The following is a 23,147-nucleotide window of genomic DNA, read 5'->3' on the forward strand; positions in this document are numbered from 1 at the left end:
CCGGAGCGCCGCCGGGTACCGGTCGTTCGGCGTTGTCGATATCAAGCGTTCTCTTTTCAGTTTCACCGCTGGACGACAAGATGGGGTATGGCCCCGATCACGCAATCGCGCAATCTGCTGCGGACCTGCCCGCTCTGTGAGGCGGTCTGCGGCCTGGAAATCACCCTGGATCCCGACGACCACGTGACCTCGGTCCGCGGCGACCGCAGCGATCCCTTCAGCAAGGGCTTCATCTGCCCCAAGGGGGCCAGTTTCGGCCACCTCGACGAGGACCCGGACCGGGTGACCGAGCCGCTGATCCGCGATCGCGCGACCGGCGCTCGGCGCAGCGCGACCTGGGACGAAGCCTTCGACTACATCGCCGAGCGCTTCCGCGCCGTCGTGGCCGAGCACGGAAACCAGTCGGCCGGGGCCTACTTGGGCAACCCCAACGCGCACACCGTGGCAGGCACGCTGTACCTGCCGATGCTGCTGCGCGCGCTCGGCACCAAGAACATCTTCTCGGCCAGCACCGCCGACCAGATGCCCAAACAGGTGGCCAGTGGACTGATGTTCGGCGACCCGCTGACCGTGCCGGTACCCGACCTGGACCGCACCGATTATCTGCTGATGCTCGGGGCGAATCCGCTGGAGTCGAACGGCTCACTGTGCACCGCACCCGATTTCCCGGGCCGGCTGAAGGCGCTGCGCGGTAGGGGCGGTCGCTTCGTTGTGGTCGATCCCCGGCTGACCCGCACCGCCAAACTCGCCGACGAGCACCTGTTCATCCGGCCGGGCAGCGACGCCTACCTGCTGTTCGGCATCGTGCACACGCTGTTCGCCGAGCAGTTGACCGATCTGCGGGTGGAGGTCACCGGCCTGGACGAACTGCGCACGGCCGCCGCGGCGTTCGACCCCGAGACGGTCGCGGCCCGCACCGGCGTCCCCGCCGCCACGATCGTGCGCCTGGCCCGCGAGCTCGCGGCGGCGCCGACCGCGGCCGTGTACGCCCGCATCGGCACCTGCACCGCGGAATTCGGCACGATCACGCAATGGCTGGTCGACGCGATCAACGCGCTGACCGGCAACCTCGACTCTCCCGGCGGCGCGATGTTCGCCACCGCCGCCGCGGGCGGCATCCCGCGTACCAGGCCGTTCCGCACCGGCCGCTGGACCAGCCGAGTGCGCGAACTGCCCGAGGCGATGGGCGAACTGCCCGTCGCCACGCTCGCCGACGAGATCATCACGCCCGGCGCGGGCCAGATCCGCGCGCTGGTGACCGTCGCCGGGAATCCGGTGCTGTCCGCGCCGAGCGGCGCCCGCTTGGACGAGGCGTTCGCCCAGCTCGACTTCATGGTCAGCGTGGACCGGTACCTGAACGAAACCACCAAGCACGCCGATGTGATCCTGCCTCCCCCGCGTCCCACCCAGTCGGCGCACTACGATTTCGCGCTGCTGCAATTCGCCGTGCGGAACTACACCCGCTACTCCCGCCCCTTGGTGCCACTGGGCGATCGACCGTCCGAGCCCGGCGTGCTGGCTCGTCTCGCCGCGGCGCTGACCGGCAGGCCGCACAACGGCTCCGACGGGGTCGATCCGCTCACCGCCGTGGACGAACTCGTCATCGCGGGAATGCTGCACAAGGCCGGGTTCGCGCAGCGGCGCGGCGATCTGATCGGCGAGAACAGCACCGAGCAACGCATCGACCTGATGCTGCGCCTCGGACCGTACGGGGAGTGGAACGGCGGCACGCTCAACCTGCAAGTGCTGCTGGACAACCCGCACGGCATCGATCTCGGCCCGTTGCAGCCCCGTCTGCCCGGCGTGCTTCGCACGGCGAGCGGCCGGGTGGACCTGGCCCCTCGGCCACTGCTCGACGACGTGGAACGGATGCGAGCACGACTGTCCGACGCCGCACCGGAGATCGTGCTGATCGGACGGCGGCAGCTGCGGTCCAACAACAGTTGGATGCACAACATCGCCCCGCTGGTGAGCGGATCGAATCGCTGCACACTGCACATCAATCCGGCCGACGTGGCGCGGCTCGGACTCGGTGACCGAGCGGTGGTGAAGTCGGCCGCCGGGACGCTGACGGTTCCGCTGGAGCCGACCGAGGCCATCATGCCTGGCGTGGTGAGCCTGCCGCACGGGTGGGGTCACGCCGACAGCGGGCAGCGCGTGGCCCGCGCGCACGCGGGCGTCAACGCCAATGTGCTCACCGATGATTCGGTGGTCGACGCGCCGTCCGGAAACGCCGTGTTCAACGGGGTTCCGGTTACGCTGGCCCCTGCCTGAGGCACCGCACTTCACTTCCGCAAATCCCGACCGGCCGGAAATAATTCCGGCCGGTCGGCTCTTAGCTAATCTATGGAAATCTTTGCGTCGGAAGCGAATCACGGGCACTGTCTCCGTGGATTCCGACGTTTTGCCGCGTGCTTCTCATCTAAAATTGTCGCGATCTCGGTACGACCGCGGTTCAACGTCGAGCCTGGTGGACCCCGGATTCCGGCGACCAGAGGGGGCGGCAATGCCCGGTGCACACAACGGCAGCGACGGAGAGCGTGAGCTGCAAGAACGGTACGGAACACAGGATCGAGCCCAGCGCTTCTACGACGATCAGGTGCTCGATCGGCTGAATCCGGCGATGATCGAATTCATCGGCCGGATGGATATGGCGTTCATCGCCACGGCGGACAAACACGGCGAATGCGACGCGACTTTCCGTGCCGGGGTACCCGGTTTTCTGCACGTCATCGATGAACGCCGAATCGCCTACCCGGAATACCGTGGCAACGGCGTGATGGCCAGTCTCGGCAATATCCTGGAGAACCCGCACGTCGGGATTCTGCTCATCGATTTCGTGCGCGACCTCATCGGACTGCACATCAACGGCTCGGCACACATCGTCTCCGACCCGGCCCTCCGTGGCGTCGTGACCGACCTGCCCCTCAACCACAAGGGCCGTGCCGCCGAGAACTGGGTGGTGGTCGACGTCGAGGAGGCCTACATCCACTGCCGCAAACACATCCCCCACCTCATCCCCGCCCCACGCGCACAACGCGAGTGGGGCACCGACAACATGCGCGCCAAAGGCGGTGACTACTTCGGCGCGAAGGCGGAGAAGGACGAACTGGCCGAGACGTCGATCAGTGGGTTCTGAGAGGCGGTAGGCGCCGAGCGCGTGGAAGAACGGACGCTATTCGCCGCTGGTTCGCGTGCGAAGCAGATCAGCGGTGATTCGCGCCAGTCGGTCGGCGGCTTCGGGGTCGAATGGACGGCTGTGGACGTCGACCGGGTCGTCCTGCATGAACGCGCTGAGTCGTGCGGTCGGCGGGTGGTCGAGGTGACGGAGGATGCGAGTGAGAGCGGCTTCCACCGGTTGGCCCCGCTTCCGCATGCTCGCGACCAATTCGGCACTGGCGGCGTCGTATTGCCCGGTGAAGCCGGTCGCCGTCAGTCCGGGGTGCAACAGGACATATCGAATCCGGCTGTCGGGGTAGCGCCGAGTGAAGCCCACCGCGAGGAGATCGCTCAGCTTCCCGCATTGCCGCATGACCGCATCGGGATCGTAGGACTCGGCGAACTGTAGGTCGTCCCAGCGGATTCCGGCGAGGTCGCCGCCGGGGCCGGACAAGTCGAGGATCACGGGAGCGTCCGCCCGGTCCAACTGGGTCGCGAGGCCGTGCCCGAGCAGGTACCTGCTCAGATAGAACAGCGCGAAATTGGCTTCGAGACCTTCCGGGGTGACGAACCGCGTGGCGCGGTAGTAGCGCGCGCCGAGCACGAGCGTGTCCACCACCTCGTGCGCCGCCGTGATCCGCTCGATCACCCGCCGGTTCTCCGCGACCGAACTCAGATCCGCCCGGATGAACTCGATGCGCGCGTCGGCCCCCAGTTCGACGGCGGCATCCACCATCGCCTGCCCTTTGGACGCGTCGGTGCCGATGACGACGACCTGATCGCCGCGACGCAGGTAGGTCAGCGCCAGCGCCTTCCCCATGCCATCGGTCCCGCCGGTGATCACCACTGTTTTCACGGACATTCCCTTCGAGTAGAACTACTCCTAGACTAGCCAGTCTAGACTCAACAGTCTGAATATGAAGACTTAAAAGTCCAACTCGCTGGTCCGATGGTTATGATGACCGCATGACCGCGTTGCAGACGTCCGGGAACTGGCAAACGCCGTCCCGTGGCCGGATCGACAAACAGCAGGCCGTCTTGGCCGCGGCGTTCACGGTCTTCGCGCGGGTGGGGTACGCGCAGGCCCGGGTGGATGACATCGCCGCCGAGGCCAAGGTCGCCAAGGCCACCGTCTACAACCACTTCCACGACAAGGAGTCCCTGTTCCGCCAAGCGGTGCACTCACTTTCGCGGACCGCACTCGCGGCGAACCTGGGCGTGATCGAGCAGCTCGAATCCCCCGGCGACGATCTGCCCGCTCGCTTACGAGAAGTCGGGCTGCAATTGCTCAGGTGCTATTGCGCCGAGGAATCGCGTGCGTTGCGACGGCTGGTCTCCGCCGAAGCCACGCAATTTCCGGATCTGATCGATCTCGTGACCGAGGTCTCCCGTCGCACCACCGTGGCACTCGGCGATCGGCTCGCCCGGCTGTCGCTGGCCGGTCGGCTCGGCATCGATGATCCCGAGATGGCGGCCGGGCAGTTCACCGCACTGCTGGCCGGTCCCGCGGACGGTCTGCTCCGGCTCGGGACATCGCCTATCCCCGACACCGAACTCCGCTACCTCACCGACTCCGCGGTGGCGACCTTCCTCAAGGCATTCGGCCGCTGAGTACCGCTTTCGCGACAGGTAGCGGACTACTTGTCACCGAGCGCGGTAGCGAAGGTGGTGGCTACTTCGCGGATCTGGTCGCAGGAGGCCGGAACCGGAACGACGCCTGGAACGGCCGTCAATCCGATCTCCAACGTTCCGTCCGTGGAATCGATCGCCGCGTAACAGGCTCCGGGAAGCGCGGGCACCGTGTACAGCGCGGCCTCTCGCCCGTTGACGGCATCGGTCGCGAAGACTGTGTACTCGTCGGAACTCTTCACCTGCTCCAAGGGTGTGTTCGTAGCGTGCACCGTGACGCTTCCGCTGATGACTTTCCGACCGTCCACGAGCGCGATTCGACGGAACGAGCATCCGATCGCGGTCAGAAGATCGGTGACGACCTCACCGGCGGATCGCTGACGTGTTGCCGGATCGAACCCGGCGCGGGCGACCAGCTCATCGCTCACCTCGAAGCAAGGATCGAACCGCACCGGCGTCTTCGAGTCCGTTTGCACCGGTGCCGGTGATACGGAAGCGGCCATCGACGGGGCCGAAGTGGTCGACGTCGATGGACGGCTCGCCGCCGTGTCGTTCGATTCCCCGGGAGCGCAGGCGGTCAGCGCGGCGAGCGCGAGCAACGCACTGCCGGTGGTGCGGAATCGCTTCACGATCGCATCCCCGCTTCCGCTGTCACACCAGCCATGACTTCCCCGTGGGGTAGTCGTCGAAGTCGTCGGGCCAATCGCTGGGGCCGACGACATCGTCACGCGCAGTGGTTCGGCGCAGCGGCGGCGGCGTGGACGGCGGGGGTGGCGATGACGGGGGCTGCGGCGGCTCAGGGTCCCACTTCCACTCGAATTGTGGAGAGTTCTTCAGCTCCGCGACCTCCGGCGGCACCGGTCGCGCCAGCTGTTCGATGTCGCACCATCGGCACTCGCCCTCGCGAACGCGCTCGGCGTAGGCCTGCAATGCGGCAGAGGCGCCGGGCGCTGCCGCGAGATTCGACATGAATTCGTCGGTCACTTCGGTGACTTCGTGCAGCAATGCGGCTACATCGAGGTTCTCCAGCTGGATTCGCGCGGTTCGCAGATCGTCCACCGCGTTCATGACGTTGCGGACGAGCGCTTCGACGGCAGGGTCCAGGTTCGGCTCGCGCATGCTGCCCCATTGCGATTTCACGCGTCCTCCCAGGGTTTTCCGCCGGAGCCGATCTCATACGATTCCTTCGGCCGATTCAACGTGTCGTCGACCTGGGCTATCTTCGATAGGTCGGTGGCGACGGCCGTCGCCTTGGCCGCCTTCTCCAACTTGTCGGTGAACGGCGCGATGACCTCGTTCAGCTTCTGTTCCGCGCCCTCCTTCAGCTGTCCGACCGGGTCTTTGACGTACTCCAGCAGTCGCTTGACTTGATCGACGAGCTTCTGGATACCGACGACCAGATCTATCGCCTTCTTGACGATCTCGAAGATCTTGATGCCGAGATTGACGATCTCGTAGAGCTGGCCGACGGCCGGAATCTTCCTGGCGATCGTCTTGAACACGCCCTTGACGCTGGTGAAGTCGATCTGGTCGTTGAGGATGTCCCACAGCTTGGTGAGGATGGTCTTGACGGCCGACCTGATCTCGTCGGCGACGACCCCGAGCACATCGCTGATGATCCGGCCGACCGGGCCCTCCCATTTCATCGCGGCGATCTGCCGGTTCGCCCAATCGTTGAACGAGAGGGCGGCTTTGCCGTTCCAGTGGGAGTCGACTTTCTTCAGGCCCGCTTCCAGGTTGTCTCCGCAAGCCTCCATGCCGTTTCCGGCCGCCTTGTAGGCTTCGCCGATCCGCCGGACCTCGCTCCAGTTGCCGGGGATCGGTTCCAGGCACTTGCCGAGCGGATCTATCTCGTTGCCGGCCGTGCGGGTGATGCTCTTGATCGATTCGTTCACATCACCGAGCACCGGAGCCACCTCGCCGATGAGTGCGACGGTGTCCTCCTTGTTCGACTGCGGTTCCTGCAGCTCGAACGCTTTCGTCTTCGGGTAGTCGACCGGCGAGACGTAAGCCGCGGTGGACCCCTGCGCCTCGACATCGGCGCTCACCGGGGCACCCGCCGCAACCGGCCCGCTGAAAGTGTTCTGGTTCAGCGCGGTGTAGTTCTTCTGGTCTCGGTCGTGGTACATCCACGCCGCTTTGTTGAGCTCGGTGCCGGTGGACGTCGTAGCCGTGGCCATTTCGGCCATACGCTGCTGCGTCGCGGTGGCCGCTTCTTTGATCGGTGCGATCAACTGGTCGATGATCGGCCCTTGGAGCCAGTCGGCAGGCATGCAGTGCTCACCGGCGAATTTCGCCGCCGCAGCAGCGTCGTCGCCGACCGCGCCGACCAGCTTGCCGAGACCCGCGATTTCCCCGGGTTCCGCCAGCAACTGCTCACCCATTGCGCACGTCCAGCCATGACCGGCGATCGGAAACCGCCAAAGCTGTTGCGCTGCAAGACCTTCTCATGGAAAACCGTTTGCTCACCGCGTGCGGCACAGCGATCACTCCCCTCCTGGAACTCCCGGGCTGGGATGCTAGGGCGGCTGAAAACGGGTGTCAATCGCTACGTTGCCGCCGCGACGACGAAACCGCTGCGGTGAGCCAGCCGATTGCCAGGTCGCGGAGATCGCGGAGCGCGAGTCGGCCGCAACCGCGCCGCTCAGCGGATCTTGAAGATCACCAAGCGCTGGACGACGAAGTTGATGACGGTCGCGGTGCCCTGGGCGACGACGAAGGCCAGCGGCTGCCGCCACCACTGCTCGGGCAGGGTGAAGTAGAGGAGTGCGTTGATGCCGACCTGCACCGCGAAGGTCACCGCGTAGAGGGCGACCACCGCGAGGAAGCGGGCGCGGCTGGGCGGGGCCTGGAAGGTCCAGCGGCGATTGATCAGGTAAGCCGTTGTGGTGCCCGCCACGAAGCCGATCGACTTGGCCAGGTTGACCGGGAGGCCGACCAGGTTCAGCAGCAGGCTGTAGAGCCCGTAGTCGACGACGGCCGAGAACCCGCCGGTGAGGGTGAACCGGATGATCTGCGTCTTGAGGTCGACCTCGGTGCCGTGTTCGGCTCGGGACCCTGCGTGTTCGCGCACGCTGCCTCCTTCGGGCCCGTCGCTCGCGCCGGCGGGCTCGTCGACCAGGGGCAACTCCGCCGGGAGCGGCAGGTGGGGTTCGGCTTGCACGCCGACGAGCGTAGCGCCGACCGGGGAATCACCGGGATTCGGTTCTGAACCGCCGGGTACGTGACTACCCATGGGTAGAGCGACCCCGTCCCCATCTGGCGTCATACCTGTAGCCTCTATGCCGATGTCCACGAAAGCTCCGACCGCCACCAAGACAACCGGGAACGACAAGGGCGCCAGCGTCACGAACGACGGCCCGGCCGCGGGGAACGCGTTCAGCCTTCCGACGCGCACCCGCACGTTGACCGGGTGGGGTCGCACCGCACCCACCTCTTCCGAAGTGCTCTCGACCAGCGATCCCGAACTGATCGCCAAGGCAGTCGCCATGGTCGCCGAGGACAACGACGGCAAGCCAGCCCACCTGCGGCGCGGCGTGATCGCCCGCGGCCTCGGCCGCTCCTACGGCGACCACGCGCAGAACGCGGGCGGCCTGGTCGTCGACATGACCGCGCTGAACAACATCCACCGCATCGACCGCGACACCCGCATCGTGGACGTGGACGGCGGGGTCAGCCTGGACCAGCTCATGAAGGCCGCGCTGCCGTTCGGCCTCTGGGTGCCGGTGCTGCCGGGCACCCGCCAGGTGACCATCGGCGGCGCGATCGCCTCCGACATCCACGGCAAGAACCACCACAGCGAGGGCAGCTTCGGCAACCACGTGCGCTCGATCGATCTGCTCACCGCCGACGGGCAGGTGCAGCACATCACGCCGAAGCGCAACGCCAAGCTGTTCTGGGCGACCGTCGGCGGCAACGGGCTCACCGGCATCATCCTGCGCGCGACCATCGAGATGGTGCCAACGGAGACCGCCTACTTCCTCAACGACGGCGTGAAGACCACGACCCTCGACGAGACCATCGCCGCGCACAGCGACGGCAGCGAGTCGAACTACACCTACTCGAGCGCCTGGTTCGACGTGATCAGCCCGCTGCCCAAGCTGGGCCGCGCCACGATCACCCGGGGCAGGCTGGCGAAGCTCGACGAGCTGCCCAAGCGGCTGCGCAGCAAGCCGCTGAAGTTCGACGCGCCCCAGCTGATGACCGTCCCGGACATCTTCCCGAACTGGACGATGAACAAGCTGACGCTGATGTCCATCGGCGAGGCGTACTACCGGATGGGCGGCAACTACACCGGCAAGGTGCAGAATCTGACGCAGTTCTATCACCCGCTGGACATGATCGCGGAGTGGAACCGCGGCTACGGCTCCAACGGCTTCCTGCAGTACCAGTTCGTGGTGCCGACCGAGGCGGTCGAGGAGTTCAAGCGGATCATCGTCGACATCCAGGCGTCCGGGCACTACTCGGCGCTGAACGTGTTCAAGCTGTTCGGGCCGGGCAACCAGGCACCGCTGAGCTTCCCGATGCCGGGCTGGAACATCTGCGTCGACTTCCCGATCAAACCGGGCCTCAACGAACTGGTCGGCGAGCTGGACCGGCGGGTGCTCGAGTTCGGCGGGCGGCTGTACACCGCGAAGGATTCGCGGACCACCGCCGAGACGTTCCACCGGATGTATCCCCGGATCGATGAGTGGATCAAGGTCCGCAGGAGCGTCGACCCCACAGGCGTATTCATGTCCGATATGGCGAGAAGGCTGGAGCTGCAGTGATCAATGCCGTTGGCAACCCGCAGTCGATTCTGCTGCTGGGTGGCACCTCGGAGATCGGCTTGGCGATCTGCGCGGAGTACCTGAAGAAGGGCCCCGCGCGCATCACCCTCGCGGCGCTGCCCGCTGATCCGCTGCGTGAGGACGCGGTCGCGCAGATGAAGGCCGCGGGCGCGAGCCAGGTCGACGTCATCGATTTCGACGCGCTCGACACCGATGGCCACGCCAAAGTGATCGACGCCGCGTGGGACGCCGGCGACGTGGACGTCGCCATCGTCGCCTTCGCGCTCGACGGCGATCCCGAGGAACTGTGGCAGAACCAGGGCAAGGCCGTGCGGGTCGCCCAGGTCAACTACACCGCGGCGGTTTCGGTCGGCGTGCTGGTCGGCGAGAAGATGAAGGCGCAGGGCTTCGGGCGGATCATCGCCCTGTCCTCCGTCGCCGGTGAACGGGTGCGGCGCTCGAACTTCGTCTACGGGTCGACCAAGGCCGGTCTGGACGGCTTCTACCTCGGCCTCGGCGAAGCGCTGCGCCCGCACGGTCCCCGCGTGCTGGTGATCCGGCCCGGGATGGTGCGGACCAGGTTCTCCGCGCACGTCAAAGAGGCCCCGCTCACCGTCGACAAGGAAGACATCGCGGTGCTGGCGGTCTCGGCGTCGCAAAAGGGGAAGGACCTGGTCTGGGCGCCGGGAGCCTTCCGCTACGTGATGATGGTCCTGCGGCACATCCCGCGCTCGATCTTCCGCAGACTGCCGATCTGACCCTCGGCGAACGAGCTCGACTTTGTGCCCGCGCGATCGGTGATCGCGCGGGCACCTATCGTCTGACGGAGTGGACCCTGTGAACCCGGAGGCGCCATGCGAGTAATCCCGTGCGACGTGCGCGGAGCGGTCCGTTGAGCACGGCGACCGCGGCGGGCGAAGCGCCGCCGCGTCCCGCCGATCCGGCCCCGCCGCCGGGGCGGACGGCGCTGGTGGTGCGCCAGGTCGCCGCCGGAGTCGGTGAGGCCGTGCTCGCCGCGGTCGTCGCCGCGATGGTGGCCGCCGCCGGGCTGGTCGCGTTCTCGATGGTGCAGTGGCCCGCCTTCAACTCCTCGAACGTGACCCGGGCCCTGACCACGGTCGGGCAGGTCGGCGCGGCGGTGCTGCTCGCGGTCGCCATCGCGCTGCTGCGGCTGCGCAAGTGGCCGTGGGCGGCGAAACTGCTGTCCTGGGTGGGCCTTTCGACGTTCGTCACGTTCACCCTGGGTATGCCGCTGGCGGCGACGAAGCTGTACCTGTTCGGGGTCTCGGTGGATCAGGAGTTCCGCACCGAGTTCCTCACCCGGCTCACCGATTCCGCCGCGCTGCGGGACATGACCTACGCGGATCTGCCGTCGTTCTATCCCGCGGGCTGGTTCTGGATCGGCGGCCGGGTGGCGAACCTGCTCGGCATGGACGGCTGGGAGGTCTTCAAGCCGTACGCGATCGGTTTCCTCGCGGTGGCCGCGGTCGTCGCGCTGGTGCTGTGGTCGAAGCTGATCCGCGCGGACTGGGCCGTGGGCGTCACGGCGGCGAGCACGGCGGTCACGGTGGCCTACGCCGCGCCGGAGGCCTACAGCGCCGTCATCGTGCTGCTGCTCCCGCCCGCGCTCGTGCTCGCCTGGGGCGCGCTGTACCGGCCCCTGGAGGACGTGCGCTCGACCGCACCGGCCGAGCGTCGCACGGCCGGTGGCTGGGGCGCGGTCGTCGGCACCGGGCTGTTCCTCGGCTGGGCGGCCACGTTCTACACCCTCTACTTCCTGGTGGCCGCCTTCGCGGTCGCTTTGATGGGCCTGCTGTCGGCGGTGCTGGCGGTACGCGAGCAGCGCACGGCGAACCGTCCCCGCCGCACCGGCTCCGCCGTGGACACCGGGCGTCCCGCCTGGCGCGCGGCGGTGCCACCGCTGACGCGACTGGTGGTGATCGGCGTCATCTCCGGACTGGTCGCACTCCTCGTGTGGGGGCCGTATCTGGCGAAGGCGCTGCGCAACACCACGGCGAGTTCCGGAACCGCCCTGCACTACCTGCCGGAATCGGGAGCGGAACTGCCGCTGCCGATGTTCCATTTCTCGCTGCTCGGCGCGCTGTGCCTGCTCGGCACGATCTGGCTGGTGTTGCGCGCCGCGTCGTCGCGCCGGGCGCAGGCGCTGGGCATCGGCGTGGCGGCGATCTACCTGTGGACGCTGCTGTCCATGGCGGCCACCGCCGCGGGCACCACGCTGCTGTCCTTCCGCTTGGAGCCGGTGCTGCTTGTGCTGCTGGCGGTAGCGGGCGCGTTCGGGTTCGTGGAGGGTGCTCGGGCGATCTACCAGGCGTTGAACGAGCCCGCGCGGTTCCGGCTCGTCGCGATCGTGGTCGCGACGGTCGGCGCGTTGGCGTTCACCCAGAACATCCCGCACGTGCTGGCGTCGGAGATCACCACCGCTTACACCGATACCGACGGCGATGGATTCCGGGCCGACAAACGGGGCGTCTCGGCGGTATCGCACTACGGCAAGGTGGACGCGGCGCTCACCGCGCAGACCGCACGCCCGCGCTCGGACACGGTGGTGCTCACCGCCGACACCAGTTTCCTTTCCTTTTACCCCTACTTCGGCTACCAGGCCCTCACCTCGCACTACGCCAACCCGCTCGCCGATTTCGCGGGCCGGGCGGCGACCATCGAGCGCTGGAGCAAGCTGAAGACGCCGCAGGAGCTGCTCGACGCGCTGGCCACGAGTCCGTGGCGCGCGCCGGACGCGTTCCTGTTCCGGCGCAGCGGCGACGCCTACACGCTGCGGCTGTCCAAGGACGTCTACCCGAACGACCCGAACGTCGAGCGCTACACGGTGAGCTTCCCCAAGGAACTGTTCGCCGATCCGCGTTTCACCACCACCGACATCGGGCCGTTCACCCTCGTCACCGTGCATCGCTGAGCGAGCTCGCCCGAAGCACGGGTGATTGAACTCGCGCCGAATGGATAACCCTTTCGTTTGTCGGTCCGCGCACAGCGTGGTTGGTTACGGAAGGCGGCTGATTCAGCGCTGGCGAGGAGTGATGCGCAGGTGACATGGGCACAGGACGTCGATACCGGCGAACAGGCGGAATCGACGGCGGTCGCGGTCGCGACGGAGCGGACGACAGCGGCCGGAGTGCTCAGCAGCCCCCAGCGCACGCGGCGGATCCCACGGGTTGGCGGCGCCGATCTGCTCGTCGGCATGGGTTACCTGGCGCTGGCCGCGACGGTGCTTTCAGGTCAGTGGCGAAACACCGGCAGCGGGTACCTGATCAAGAGCGGTCAGGACCAGACGATGTGGGAGTGGTTCTTCGCGGTCACCGCCCACTCGGTGGCCACCTTGCAGAATCCGCTGGGCACCGATCTGCAGAACTTCCCGGCCGGAGTGAACATGATGGCCAATACGGCCATGTTCGGGGTCGGCGTGCCGCTGACCCCGGTCACCCTGCTGTTCGGTCCCACCGTCACGTTCGTGCTCGTGCTCACCCTCGGCCTGGCCGGGACCGCCTTCGCCTGGTACCGCCTCTTCGCCTTCGCGCTCGTCCGCTCCAGGGTCGCGGCGGTGATCGGCGGCCTGTTCTGCGGTTTCGCGCCCGGAATGATCTCGCACGCCAACGCGCACCCGAATTTCGTCGTGTTGCTGTTGCTTCCGATCATCGCGGGCCGACTGATCCGGATGGCGCGACGAGCCGCCGCGGCGGAACCGGACCGGCCGCGCGGGCGGGTGCGCGACGCCGTCGTGCTCGGCCTGCTGGTCGCGATGCAGATCGCGCTCGGCGAGGAGCCGCTGTTGATCTTCGCCCTCGCGTTCGGAGTGTTCGCGCTGGTCTACTACCTGCCTGTTCCGCGCACCGCAGTGCGCGTGACGCGCGCTCTCGCCCCGACCGTGCTGCTGGGCGCGGTGATCACACTGGCGCTCACCGAGGTTCCGCTGTGGTGGCAGTTCTTCGGACCGCAGAGTTACCGCTCGATCGACCACGGGCCGATGGGTAACGATCTGCGAGCACTGGTGCAGTTCCCCTCCGAATCGCTGGGCGGGATAGTCGCGCCGGGCGAGAACGTGGCCATCAACCCGACCGAACAGAACGCGTACTTCGGCTGGCCCCTGCTGCTGCTGGTGGTGTTCACGGTGGGACTGCTGTGGCGCGATCGCGTGGTCCGGGCCGCCGCCGTGGTGATCGCGGTCTTCGGCGTGCTGTCGCTGGGTGCGGTCGCCACGATCGGCAAGCGGCCGACCGGCGTCGAACTGCCGTGGCGCTGGGCCGAACAGGTGCCGCTGCTGAACACCGTGCTGGAGAGCAGGCTCAGCATGGCCGCGATCCCGGCCATCGCGGTGGTGCTCACGCTGGCCACCGAGCGCGCGGTGACGACCTGGACACAGTCGGCGGTGGACTGGAAGCCGCTCGCGTGGTTCGCCGCGCTCGTCTGCGCGCTGCTGCCGCTGACCCCGACCATCCTCCCCGTTGTCGAGCGCGCGCCGACACCGGATTTCTTCGCCGACGGCGCCGTCCGCCGCTACGTCGGCGACGGCTCGGTGGTCATGGTCCCGCCGCCCCGGCCGCCCGACGCGCGGGCGCTGCGCTGGCAGGCCGACGCCGGTTTCGCCTTTCCGCTGGCCGGTGGTTACTTCGTCGGCCCGACCGGTACCTCCAAGAAAGGGATCTACGGACCCGAGGCCCGCCCGACCACCGCTCTGCTGGTGCAGGCGCAGGACACCGGGGTGGTGCCGCCGATCGACGCCGACGTGCGCACCCGCGCGCTGACAGACCTGCGGTTCTGGCAGGCCGACGTGCTGGTGCTACCCCCGACGAAGAACGGCGAGACGCTCCGTGAAACCGTCACGCAACTACTCGGCTTCGCCCCCACCAGGGTCGAGGACGTCTGGCTGTGGGACGTTCATACGCTGCGGTAGTCGGGGGCAGTCGGCATCACACCGGGCGGTAGCTAGCATCAACCACCGTGCGACCGGACCGATCTACTCGAGCGTTCACCCGTATCCGCTTGATCGCCCTCCTCTCCGGGCTTCTCGGATTCCTGCTGGCATTGCTGACCCCCCTGCTGCCGGTGCGGCAGGACCGGGCGAGCCTGGACTGGCCCCAGCCCGGCCCGGCGAGCGTCGCGGCGCCGCTGGTCTCCTACGAGCCGCTGCGGTTGCGCGCGACGCTGCCCTGCTCGCTGGCGGGAGAGCTCGGCGCGGCGGGCACGCTGCTGTCCACCGCTCCGGTGTCCTCCGGGCAGGCGGCCACCAAGGGGCTGGTGGTCTCGGTGGCCGACGGAGTCCTCTCGGTGGTGCTGCGGGACATTCCGCTGCTGTCGGCGCCGCTGGCCGAGATCGGGTCCTGCGCGACGATCGGCATCGAGTCGGACGCGGCCGCGACGACCGCTGAACTCACGGGGGTGACCAGGCAGGACGGCACGCCGTTCCGGTCCACGGTTGGCCGCGACATCCGGCCGCAACTGGTGGGGGTGTTCACCGATCTGGACGCGGGCCGGCTCGCCGGGGCACAGCTGCACGCGGACATCGACTCGCGTTTCTCCTCGACGCCTGCGCCGCTGAAGCTGGCCGCCATGATCGCCGCCGCCGTGTTCACGCTGATCGCACTGGTCGCACTGCATCTGCTGGACACCACCGACGGGCGCAAAGCGCGGCGCTTCCTGCCCGCGCACTGGTGGCGGGTGACCCCGGCGGACGGCGTGGTGCTGGGCATTCTGGCGCTGTGGCACGTCATCGGGGCGAACACCTCCGACGACGGCTACATCCTGAACATGGCGCGCGCCTCCGAGCACGCGGGCTACATGGCGAACTACTACCGCTGGTTCGCGGTGCCCGAGGCGCCGTTCGGCTGGTCCTACGAGGTGCTGGCCTGGATGGCACGGGTCTCCGACGCCAGCCTGTGGATGCGGCTGCCCACCCTGCTGGCCGGTGTCCTGTGCTGGCTGGTGATCAGCAGGGAAGTGCTGCCGCGCCTGGGCGCACGAGTGCGGCGCAACAAGGTGGCGCTGTGGACGGCGGGACTGGTGTTCCTCGCGTTCTGGCTCCCGTACGACAACGGTCTGCGCCCCGAGCCGCTGATCGCGGCGGGCGCGCTGCTCACTTGGTGCTCGATGGAACGGGCCATCGCGACCGGACGGCTGCTGCCCGCCGCGGTGGCCGTCCTGATCGCGGCGTTCTCGCTCGCGGCGGGCCCCACCGGCCTGATCTGCATCGCGGCGCTGATCGCCGGGTCGCGACCGGTGCTGCTGATCATCGTCAAACGCGCGCGCGGGCTCGTCCCCGTCCGTACCGGTCCGGACGCGGACGCGGCCGCCGCGGGTTCCGCCGAAGCCGCGGCGGCGGTGAACGCCCCCGCGCACGAGCGCAAGCCGACCCGGGCCGCCACGGTGTTCCGCTTCGCCGCGCTGCTCGCGCCGGGCCTCGCCGCGGGCACGCTGGTGCTCGTGGTGATCTTCGCCGACCAGACGCTGGCGACGGTGCTGGAAGCCACCCGGGTTCGCACGATCGTCGGCCCGAACGTCGCGTGGTTCGACGAGCGCACCCGCTGGGATTCGCTGCTCATGCTCTCGCCCGACGGTTCGCTTGCGCGGCGGTTCGGCGTGCTGGTGATGCTGCTGTGCCTGCTGGTCTGCGTGCTGCAAGTGCTGCGCAAGGGGCGGATTCCCGGCACCTCGCGCGGCCCCTCGGTGCGCATTCTCGGCATCGTGTTCGCGTCGCTGTTCCTGATGATGTTCACTCCCACCAAGTGGACCCACCACTTCGGCGTGTATGCCGGTCTGGCCGGTTCGCTGGCCGCGCTGGCGGCGGTCGCGGTGGGCACCACCGGCATTCGCTCGCCGCGCAACCGAGCGCTGTTCGCCGCCGCGGTGCTGTTCCTGCTCGCCGTGACCTTCACCGGCTCCAACGGCTGGTGGTATGTGTCCAGCTACGGTGTCCCGTGGTGGGACAAAGCGCCGCTGCTCGCGGGCAAGGGGCTGTCCACGCTGTTCCTCGGACTCAGCGGCGTCGCGTTGCTGGTCGCCATCTGGCAGCACTACCGCGAACCGTACCGGCGCGAGAGCGGCGGGGCGCCACGACGGTTCGATCGCTGGGCCTCGGCGCCGCTGACCGTGGCCGCCGCGCTGCTGGTGATCTTCGAGGTGGCGTCGCTGGCCAAGGCCGCGGCCACGCAGTACCCCGCCTACTCGATCACCAAGTCGAACATGGAGTCGGTGCGCGGGGATTCGTGCGCGCTGGCGAACGAGGTGCTGGTGGAGACCGACACCGCCGATTCGCTGCTGCAACCCTTCACCGGATCGCCCGCGGACGGATTGGCCGCGCAGAACAAGGGCTTCGACTCGAACGGGGTGGCGCGCGACCTCACCGCCGACGCCGAGGAGACGGTCACCGGCGGCGCCAACTCGGTGGACAAGGACTCCGAGAACAAGACCACCAAGACCACCGGCGCGGGCACCGGAGGCGGGACCACCGAGCAGGCGGGCACGAACGGCAGCACGGTCGCGCTGCCGTTCGGCTTGGACCCGGCGAAGACTCCCGTGCTCGGCAGCTACCAGGAGGGCGAACAGCAGCAGGCGAAGCTGACCACCCAGTGGTACCGGCTCGATCTGACCGACAGCATGCGCCACGACCCCGCCTACCAGGTGCTCGCGATCACCGCGGCGGGCCGGATCCGCTCGATCGACGCCGACGGCGTGCTCACCTACGGACAGGAACTGCACCTGGAGTACGGCGTCCGTGGCGCGGACGGCGAGGTCCGCACGCTCGGCTCGATCGATCCGCTGGACATCGGCCCTGCGCCGTCCTGGCGCAACCTGCGGGTGCCGCTGGATCGACTGCCCGCGGACGTGAACGCGGTGCGGCTGGTCGCGATCGACAACGACATCACGCCCAAGCAGTGGCTGGCCGTGACGCCGCCCCGGCTGCCCAAGTTGACGACCCTGAACGCCGCGGTCGGAGCGCAGGATCCGGTGTTGCTCGACTGGCACGTCGGCCTGGCGTTCCCCTGCCAGCGTCCGTTCGACCACAAGGACGGCGTCGCGGAAATCCCGCGGTGGCGCATCCTGCCCGACCGGGTCGGCTCCGACGCCTCCAACGCCTGGCAGGACGACATCGGCGGCGGCCCGCTCGGCTGGACCGGCCTGCTGCTGAAATCCCAGACCGTCCCCAGCTACCTCCAGCACGACTGGTCCCGCGACTGGGGTTCCCTCGAGAAGTTCACCCCTTACGCCCCGAACGCCGCCCCCGCCGCCATCGATGTCACCGTCCGAACCACCGGCGGCCTGGCCACCGACGACCCGATCCGAATCCGTTGACCCGGGCGCGGCGGTAGTGGAGAAGTCTTTCCCCAGCGATGTGCCGCTCGCGGGCTAAGGGACGAGGACATGGCGGCCACGGAGGCCGCCTGCGGCCCGGCGCTCGTGGGCGGCTTCGACGGAGGCGAGGGGAAGGGTATCGCCCAACCTAGGAGTATGTACTATCTTCCGGGTAGTAGTTACCTGGAAGTGCGTTAGAGATAGGCAGGTGCTCCGATGGCGACGCAAACTGCGGCACAGCGTCGCGACTTGGCCAAACAGCGGTACGACGCGTACATCGCCGAGTGCCCGACCCGGCAGCTGCTGGACCGGATCAGCGACAAATGGGTGAGCCTCGTGCTCGCCGCGCTCGCCGACGGCCCGCTGCGCTACGCCGAGCTGAATCGGGTCATCGCGGGTGTGAGCCCCAAGATGCTCACCCAGACGCTGCGCGGCCTGGAACGCGACGGCTTGGTAGAGCGGCGGATCACCGCCGAAGTCCCCGTCCGCGTCGACTACGAACTGACCTCGCTCGGGCACAGTCTGCAACCGGTCATGAGCGCCGTGAAAGCGTGGGCGGAGACGCGCATGGACGATGTGATCGCCGCACGGGCGCGCTACGACGGCGCCGAATAGTAAACCGGTTGTCCGGTCTGAAAATATGCTCCCACCTGTGGTTAAACATCGCAGGACGAATCCGGTTGCTGGCTCTAATCTGATTGCCATGACAACGGCATTCGATGATATGGATCTGCGCGATCTTGTCGGACTGCTCAGCGAAGAGGAACAGCGGGAGCTGCGGCCTGCGGTGCTGCGCGTACTCGGCCGCCTCCCTTCGCAAGAGGTGCTCCGGCGCGAGCTCGGTCTTCGACTGAAGGTCTGAGCGCCCGGCAGAACACCGGCGAACACGGCAGGGCCGCCGCGCAGATCCTTCTGCGCGGCGGCCCTGTGTTCGGGTACCTACCCGGTAGCCAGCTCGGCGAAAGCGACGTCGACCGGTATCGGCACGTCCACGGTCAGCCGACGAGTGTGCAGGCGGGAATCCAGCAGTACGTCGCTGGGTGCGCCGCTCGTCATGCCCTGAGACTACCGGCAGGCACGGCCCACGCGGCTGCGTCACGGAGATAGCGATAGAGCCGCCGCGCAGGAACAGTGCCCTGCGCGGCAGCCCCGTCAGGTGGTCTGCCCGATCAGAACACCCGCAGGTTGCCCGGCGACCAGAAGCCGGAACGGGTGGTCGTGCCGGTCTCCAGCTTCGCCGGGACGGCATTGCGGTCGTACTGGTCGTAGCGCTCCAGCGAACCCCAGTCGCGTGCCCAGTCGTCCTTCAGATAGGTGGGCACGGTGACCGACTTCGCCAGCATCTGCGCGAAGCCGAGCGGACCGCCGAATTCCTCGGCCTGCCAGGTGTTGGTCGAGCTGATCGCGAGCGGACGGTCCGGCAGGATGCGGTAACCGGGCACCTCGGCCACGCCGTTCTCGTGGTCGAACGGCCGCTGGCACGGGAACTGCAGGCCCACCGCCCAGTCCAGCAGAATCGGCTGCTGGGAGCCCAGCAAACCGTTGAGGGTCTGCAACTTCGGCATGCGCGGCGGCGTGAAGGCCAGCCACTGGTCCCCGATCAGGATCGGGTCGTTGGCGACGATGCGCACCGCGTCGGCCTCGGGAGCGATCTCGTCCAGCGGCACCCGCAGATTGCGCCAGGAGGGGAACGGGCCGATGTCGCGCGGCAGATAGGTGCCGAGCTTCTGCACGCTGCCGTCGGGCAGGTGCTTGCCGTAGTCCACGGTGAGCGACTGGCCGTACTTCATCGCGCCGGTGTCGTCGAAGGAGAGGATGCGTCCGGCGGCCGAGATCACCACCAGCGGCTTGTCCGCCGAACGGGCGGGCAGCTGGTACCAGCTCGAGGTGACGTTCGCCGGTTGCTGCACGCCGTTCTGGTAGCTGCCGAGAATGGGCGTGGTCGCCGGGTCGAGGCCGAACGGCAAGGCGACGGTGGAACCGTTGACGCCCAGCGCGCCCTGTCCGCCGCCGGTGCCGGCGCTCTGGCCCTCCGCGAACGCCGCGCCGACCGACTGGGTGGAGGTGTTGCCGGTGCCCGGCTTGACCTCGACGCTGTCGGCGGACAGATCGTCGGGCACGCCGTTCGGGTCGAAGCCGACCGAATCGACGCCCGCGAGCGGATCACTCGGTGGCTGCGCGGGATCGATGATCGGCTCCAGCCTGCCGCCGTTCGGGTCCGGCTCCACCAGCACGTCGTTGGCCAAGCCGCAGGTGTTGCCGCCGAGCGCGTCGATGTTGGACCGGGCCAGCGAGTACGCCGGGTACTGCGAGACCGCGCCCTTGACCAGCGAGAGCACCTCGAGCGCGACCATCAGCGCGGCGACAACGGTCAGCGGGATCGCGGCGAACCGGCGGATCCGCCTGCCGCGCGCGGTCTTCGCCGACGGCTGCGGCTTGGTGTAGTCCTCGCGCAGCGCGTACCAGCCCACCAGGGCCAGGGCGAGGCCGAACAGCATGAGCATGATCGTGTTCGACTGGTAGCCCTGCAACGAGATCCGCTTGTCGAACCACGGCACGCCGAAACTGGACACGTACCAGTAGCCGTTGATGCCGGAGAACGCGACCGCGAGCACGAACAGCAAACCGGCCAGGAAGATCGCCCGGTTCTTGCGGGCCCGCAACGCGCTGGCCGAGACCGCGACCGCGGTCACCGCCGCCAGCGAGCCCGCGATGCCCGCGTACGCGCCGAAGTGGTGGGTCCACTTGGTCGGGTTGAACATCATGAAGAAGATCGTCCCGAAGACCACGCCCATCAGCCGCCAGGTCGGCCCGCTGGCGATGCCGGGGACCTGCCTGCGGCGCAGCAGCACCAGCATGGTGGTGAACAGGCACAGCAGCATCACCAGGAAGGCGAAACGGCGCGACAGCGAGCCGTCGACCGTCTCCACGAACAGGTAGTAGTAGCGCAGGTAGTCCTCGTACCAGGCCAGGTTCGGCCCGGTCACCTGACGCACCCGGTTGGCCTCCTGGATGCCCGCGAAGGTCTGGTCGCTGTAGACCACCGTCAGCACGAGAACGCCGGCCGCGGCGATCGGCGCGAGCAGCGGCAGCGTGGAGCCCCAGCGCCCGGCGCCCAGCGCCGCGAACTGCCGGTGCTTGCGCACCACGATGCGCACCATCGGACGGATACCGGCCAGCAGCGCCGCCACACACATCAGACCCGTCGGCGCGGCCGCCAGCGTGAAGGCCGCCACCAGGATGGCCACCGCGGCGGGCAGCAGGCGACCGGTCGCGATGGCCCGCTCGATCGACACCCAGGTCAGCAGGGCGCCGAGCGCGACGATCGGCTCCGAACGCAGGCCGTTGTCGAACGGCAGCCAGAACGCCAGGAACACCAGACCGCCGGTCCACAGCGCCACCTTGCTGGTGCGCACGCCCCGGCCGAGGCGGGGCACGACCTCGCGGCTGATCACCAGCCAGCACAGGATCGCGCAGGCCAGCGCGGGCAACCGCACCCAGGGGCTGGCCGTGGAGATCTCCGAGAAGACCTGGATCACGTAGTAGTACCAGCCGAACGGCGCCTCCGGCACGCCGTACCAGCGGAAGTAGTTGGCCATGTAGCCCGCGTGCGGAGCGACCCGCACCATGCTGAGGATGTACCCGTCGTCGGAGGTGTTCGCGCCCGCGAAGTGCCACAGCAGCAGCGTGCCGATCACCGCGCCGTCCGCCCAGGTCGGCTTCAGCCAGTTCGCCGGGAGGAACCGGCGGTGCCCGCGCCCGTCACTGCTGTCGAGCCGGGCCAGCGCCGCCAGCGCGATCAGCGTGCACAGCACCGCCGCGATCATCGCGATCAACTTGATCGCGGTGGGGCTGGAGGAGAAGCGGGTGTCCACGGTCATGTCGAACGAGAGCCCGGCGGGCGCCGCGCCCTTGAGATCGGAGAACACCCCGACCACCTGGGGCCGCAGATCGCCGCTCAGCTGCCCCTCCACCGGCACGGTGACCAGCTCGGTCGCCCCGGGCGCCGCGCCCTCGACCGGCCGCTGGACCTGCTTGGTGAGTCCGTTGAACACGCCGTAGGTGCGTTCGCTGTCCGAGCTGATGCTCAGCGACGTGCATTCGCCCATGCGGCTGCGGTCGGCCGACACCACCACCGCGTTGCGGTCGATGACGTCCACCGAGGTCTCCGACACCCGCACGAACATGGCCTCGAGCGCCGCCCGGTCGCCCTGCGGCGGCGCGGTAGCCAGCAGCATGCCGCCCCGCTCGGGCAGCTGGGCGATCGTCTCGCACGGGATCGTCGCCGTCAGATCGATCGGGACCTGCGACATCAGCGGCGCTTGCACGTTGCCGAGCGTCCCGCCCTGCGGCCAGTTCAGCACCGCGGTGGTCTGTGTGACGGGCAGGAACGGCGTCGCCAGCGCGAACAGCGCGCCGAGCACCCCGGCGACCAGCGCGATGAGGCGGGCGGTCCGGAAATCGTTCGGGGTCACCGGCGGGGCGGCGGGTGGCTTCGTCAGAACAGCGGTAGCGGCGTCGGGCACGGTTCGCAATGCTATCTGCCCGTGTGTTCGCGCGGGCGTCGCGCCGCCGGGAGAAATTCCGGGTCCTCAGTATGTTCGGAGCCGACTGCCAGAATGTTGTGCCGACGACCCGGAAAAATCGCGTCCGGACAGCCGCTGGGGCGGCCAATCGACCCCGTAGTGCTGACCGGCGATGGCCACAATGGAAAGGTGGGCGTATGACCAAGGTGAATCTCTTGACGAACTATGGACCGATCGTCCTCGAACTGGACGATGAGAAAGCCCCGAACACGGTGCGCAATTTCGTGGACTACGTGAACGCGGGCCACTACAACGGCACGATCTTCCACCGCGTCATTCCCGGCTTCATGATCCAGGGCGGCGGGTTCGAGCCCGGCCTGCGCCAGAAGGGCACCAACGCCCCGATCCAGAACGAAGCGAACAACGGCCTGAAGAACAACAAGTACACCGTGGCGATGGCCCGCACCAACGACCCGCACTCGGCCACCGCGCAGTTCTTCATCAACGTTTCCGACAACGATTTCCTCAACCATTCCGCGCCCAGCGCGGCGGGATGGGGCTACGCCGTGTTCGGCGCGGTGACCGAGGGCACCGACGTGGTCGACAAGATCGCGGCCGTCGCCACGTCCTCGAAGGGCGGGCACCAGGACGTGCCGGTCAACGACGTCGTCATCGAATCGGCCACCGTCAGCTGAGCTTTCGGTACCGGCGACGCGAATCGGGCCGCGCCCAAAGGGTGCGGCCC

Annotated in this window: 17 protein-coding genes; 11 read left to right on the forward strand and 6 right to left on the reverse strand. The window is 68.2% G+C overall.

All coding sequences use genetic code 11. The annotated features are described in order from the left end of the window. The first annotated feature begins 87 nt into the window (after window positions 1-87). Window positions 88-2,274, forward strand: a complete 2,187-nt coding sequence (locus HOV91_RS13105) for a molybdopterin-dependent oxidoreductase (RefSeq protein WP_174185646.1) — start codon at window positions 88-90, stop codon at window positions 2,272-2,274. 232 nt (window positions 2,275-2,506) lie between these two features. Further along, the gene (locus HOV91_RS13110) at window positions 2,507-3,139 is read left to right on the forward strand and encodes a pyridoxamine 5'-phosphate oxidase family protein (protein ID WP_174185647.1); all 633 of its coding nucleotides are present in this window, start codon (window positions 2,507-2,509) and stop codon (window positions 3,137-3,139) included. Window positions 3,140-3,175: 36 nt separating this feature from the next. Here HOV91_RS13110 and HOV91_RS13115 read toward each other — a convergent pair whose 3' ends face one another. Further along, on the reverse strand, window positions 3,176-4,021 hold the full coding sequence (locus HOV91_RS13115; protein WP_217440273.1) for an SDR family NAD(P)-dependent oxidoreductase: 846 nt from the start codon (window positions 4,019-4,021) through the stop codon (window positions 3,176-3,178). 104 nt (window positions 4,022-4,125) lie between these two features. Here HOV91_RS13115 and HOV91_RS13120 point away from each other — a divergent pair, with 104 nt between their 5' ends. After that, window positions 4,126-4,770, forward strand: coding sequence for a TetR/AcrR family transcriptional regulator (locus HOV91_RS13120; protein ID WP_174185648.1), 645 nt, complete (start codon window positions 4,126-4,128; stop codon window positions 4,768-4,770). A 26-nt stretch (window positions 4,771-4,796) separates the two neighbouring features. Here the strand turns inward: HOV91_RS13120 and HOV91_RS13125 are convergent, their stop codons facing one another. The 4 genes from HOV91_RS13125 to HOV91_RS13140 form a co-directional block, all read right to left on the reverse strand. Next, window positions 4,797-5,417: a DUF3558 domain-containing protein gene (locus HOV91_RS13125; protein WP_174185649.1), complete on the reverse strand. Its 621-nt coding sequence runs from the start codon at window positions 5,415-5,417 to the stop codon at window positions 4,797-4,799. A 22-nt stretch (window positions 5,418-5,439) separates the two neighbouring features. Beyond that, complete coding sequence (locus HOV91_RS13130) at window positions 5,440-5,928, reverse strand: hypothetical protein (protein WP_312884585.1); 489 nt, start codon at window positions 5,926-5,928, stop codon at window positions 5,440-5,442. Continuing rightward, window positions 5,925-7,172 carry a type VII secretion target gene (locus tag HOV91_RS13135; protein WP_174185650.1) on the reverse strand — a complete coding sequence of 416 codons (1,248 nt, stop codon included), beginning with the start codon at window positions 7,170-7,172 and terminating at the stop codon, window positions 5,925-5,927. The genes HOV91_RS13130 and HOV91_RS13135 overlap by 4 nt, the downstream gene beginning before the upstream one ends. A gap of 260 nt (window positions 7,173-7,432) precedes the next feature. After that, window positions 7,433-7,951, reverse strand: coding sequence for a GtrA family protein (locus HOV91_RS13140; protein WP_312884586.1), 519 nt, complete (start codon window positions 7,949-7,951; stop codon window positions 7,433-7,435). 118 nt (window positions 7,952-8,069) lie between these two features. Here HOV91_RS13140 and dprE1 point away from each other — a divergent pair, with 118 nt between their 5' ends. The 7 genes from dprE1 (at window position 8,070) to HOV91_RS13175 (ending at window position 18,738) form a co-directional block, all read left to right on the forward strand. Further along, complete coding sequence (gene dprE1 / locus HOV91_RS13145; protein WP_246350038.1) at window positions 8,070-9,557, forward strand: decaprenylphosphoryl-beta-D-ribose oxidase; 1,488 nt, start codon at window positions 8,070-8,072, stop codon at window positions 9,555-9,557. Next, window positions 9,554-10,315, forward strand: a complete 762-nt coding sequence (gene dprE2 / locus HOV91_RS13150) for a decaprenylphospho-beta-D-erythro-pentofuranosid-2-ulose 2-reductase (protein ID WP_174185651.1) — start codon at window positions 9,554-9,556, stop codon at window positions 10,313-10,315. The genes dprE1 and dprE2 overlap by 4 nt, the downstream gene beginning before the upstream one ends. Window positions 10,316-10,587: 272 nt before the next feature. Next, the gene (locus HOV91_RS13155; RefSeq protein WP_246350047.1) at window positions 10,588-12,489 is read left to right on the forward strand and encodes a galactan 5-O-arabinofuranosyltransferase; all 1,902 of its coding nucleotides are present in this window, start codon (window positions 10,588-10,590) and stop codon (window positions 12,487-12,489) included. 216 nt (window positions 12,490-12,705) lie between these two features. Further along, the gene (locus HOV91_RS13160) at window positions 12,706-14,481 is read left to right on the forward strand and encodes a glycosyltransferase family protein (protein WP_174185677.1); all 1,776 of its coding nucleotides are present in this window, start codon (window positions 12,706-12,708) and stop codon (window positions 14,479-14,481) included. Between the two features lie 47 nt (window positions 14,482-14,528). After that, entirely contained in the window at window positions 14,529-17,876 is a 3,348-nt protein-coding gene (locus HOV91_RS13165; protein WP_174185653.1) for an arabinosyltransferase domain-containing protein, read from the forward strand. 216 nt (window positions 17,877-18,092) lie between these two features. Further along, window positions 18,093-18,491 carry a winged helix-turn-helix transcriptional regulator gene (locus HOV91_RS13170; protein WP_174185654.1) on the forward strand — a complete coding sequence of 133 codons (399 nt, stop codon included), beginning with the start codon at window positions 18,093-18,095 and terminating at the stop codon, window positions 18,489-18,491. Between the two features lie 88 nt (window positions 18,492-18,579). Continuing rightward, window positions 18,580-18,738, forward strand: coding sequence for a hypothetical protein (locus tag HOV91_RS13175; protein ID WP_169334478.1), 159 nt, complete (start codon window positions 18,580-18,582; stop codon window positions 18,736-18,738). 307 nt (window positions 18,739-19,045) lie between these two features. On the opposite strand, the gene HOV91_RS13180 is transcribed toward HOV91_RS13175, so the two are convergent. Continuing rightward, on the reverse strand, window positions 19,046-22,402 hold the full coding sequence (locus tag HOV91_RS13180) for an arabinosyltransferase domain-containing protein (protein ID WP_174185655.1): 3,357 nt from the start codon (window positions 22,400-22,402) through the stop codon (window positions 19,046-19,048). 197 nt (window positions 22,403-22,599) lie between these two features. Between HOV91_RS13180 and HOV91_RS13185 the strand changes: the two genes are divergently transcribed. Continuing rightward, a complete protein-coding gene (locus HOV91_RS13185) occupies window positions 22,600-23,097 on the forward strand; it encodes a peptidylprolyl isomerase (protein ID WP_174185656.1) in 498 nt (165 codons plus the stop codon). Window positions 23,098-23,147: the final 50 nt, after the last annotated feature.

Source organism: Nocardia barduliensis, from assembly GCF_013315795.1.
GTDB lineage: Bacteria > Actinomycetota > Actinomycetes > Mycobacteriales > Mycobacteriaceae > Nocardia > Nocardia barduliensis.

What these genes read in the sequence shown, in the direction of transcription:
- HOV91_RS13105 (WP_174185646.1), top strand. Translation starts at nt 88, where the DNA reads ATGGCCCCGATCACGCAATCGCGCAATCTGCTGCGGACCTGCCCGCTC.
- HOV91_RS13110 (WP_174185647.1), top strand. Translation starts at nt 2,507, where the DNA reads ATGCCCGGTGCACACAACGGCAGCGACGGAGAGCGTGAGCTGCAAGAA.
- HOV91_RS13115 (WP_217440273.1), bottom strand. Translation starts at nt 4,021, where the DNA reads ATGTCCGTGAAAACAGTGGTGATCACCGGCGGGACCGATGGCATGGGG.
- HOV91_RS13120 (WP_174185648.1), top strand. Translation starts at nt 4,126, where the DNA reads ATGACCGCGTTGCAGACGTCCGGGAACTGGCAAACGCCGTCCCGTGGC.
- HOV91_RS13135 (WP_174185650.1), bottom strand. Translation starts at nt 7,172, where the DNA reads ATGGGTGAGCAGTTGCTGGCGGAACCCGGGGAAATCGCGGGTCTCGGC.
- dprE1 (WP_246350038.1), top strand. Translation starts at nt 8,070, where the DNA reads ATGCCGATGTCCACGAAAGCTCCGACCGCCACCAAGACAACCGGGAAC.
- HOV91_RS13155 (WP_246350047.1), top strand. Translation starts at nt 10,588, where the DNA reads ATGGTGGCCGCCGCCGGGCTGGTCGCGTTCTCGATGGTGCAGTGGCCC.
- HOV91_RS13170 (WP_174185654.1), top strand. Translation starts at nt 18,093, where the DNA reads ATGGCGACGCAAACTGCGGCACAGCGTCGCGACTTGGCCAAACAGCGG.
- HOV91_RS13175 (WP_169334478.1), top strand. Translation starts at nt 18,580, where the DNA reads ATGACAACGGCATTCGATGATATGGATCTGCGCGATCTTGTCGGACTG.
- HOV91_RS13185 (WP_174185656.1), top strand. Translation starts at nt 22,600, where the DNA reads ATGACCAAGGTGAATCTCTTGACGAACTATGGACCGATCGTCCTCGAA.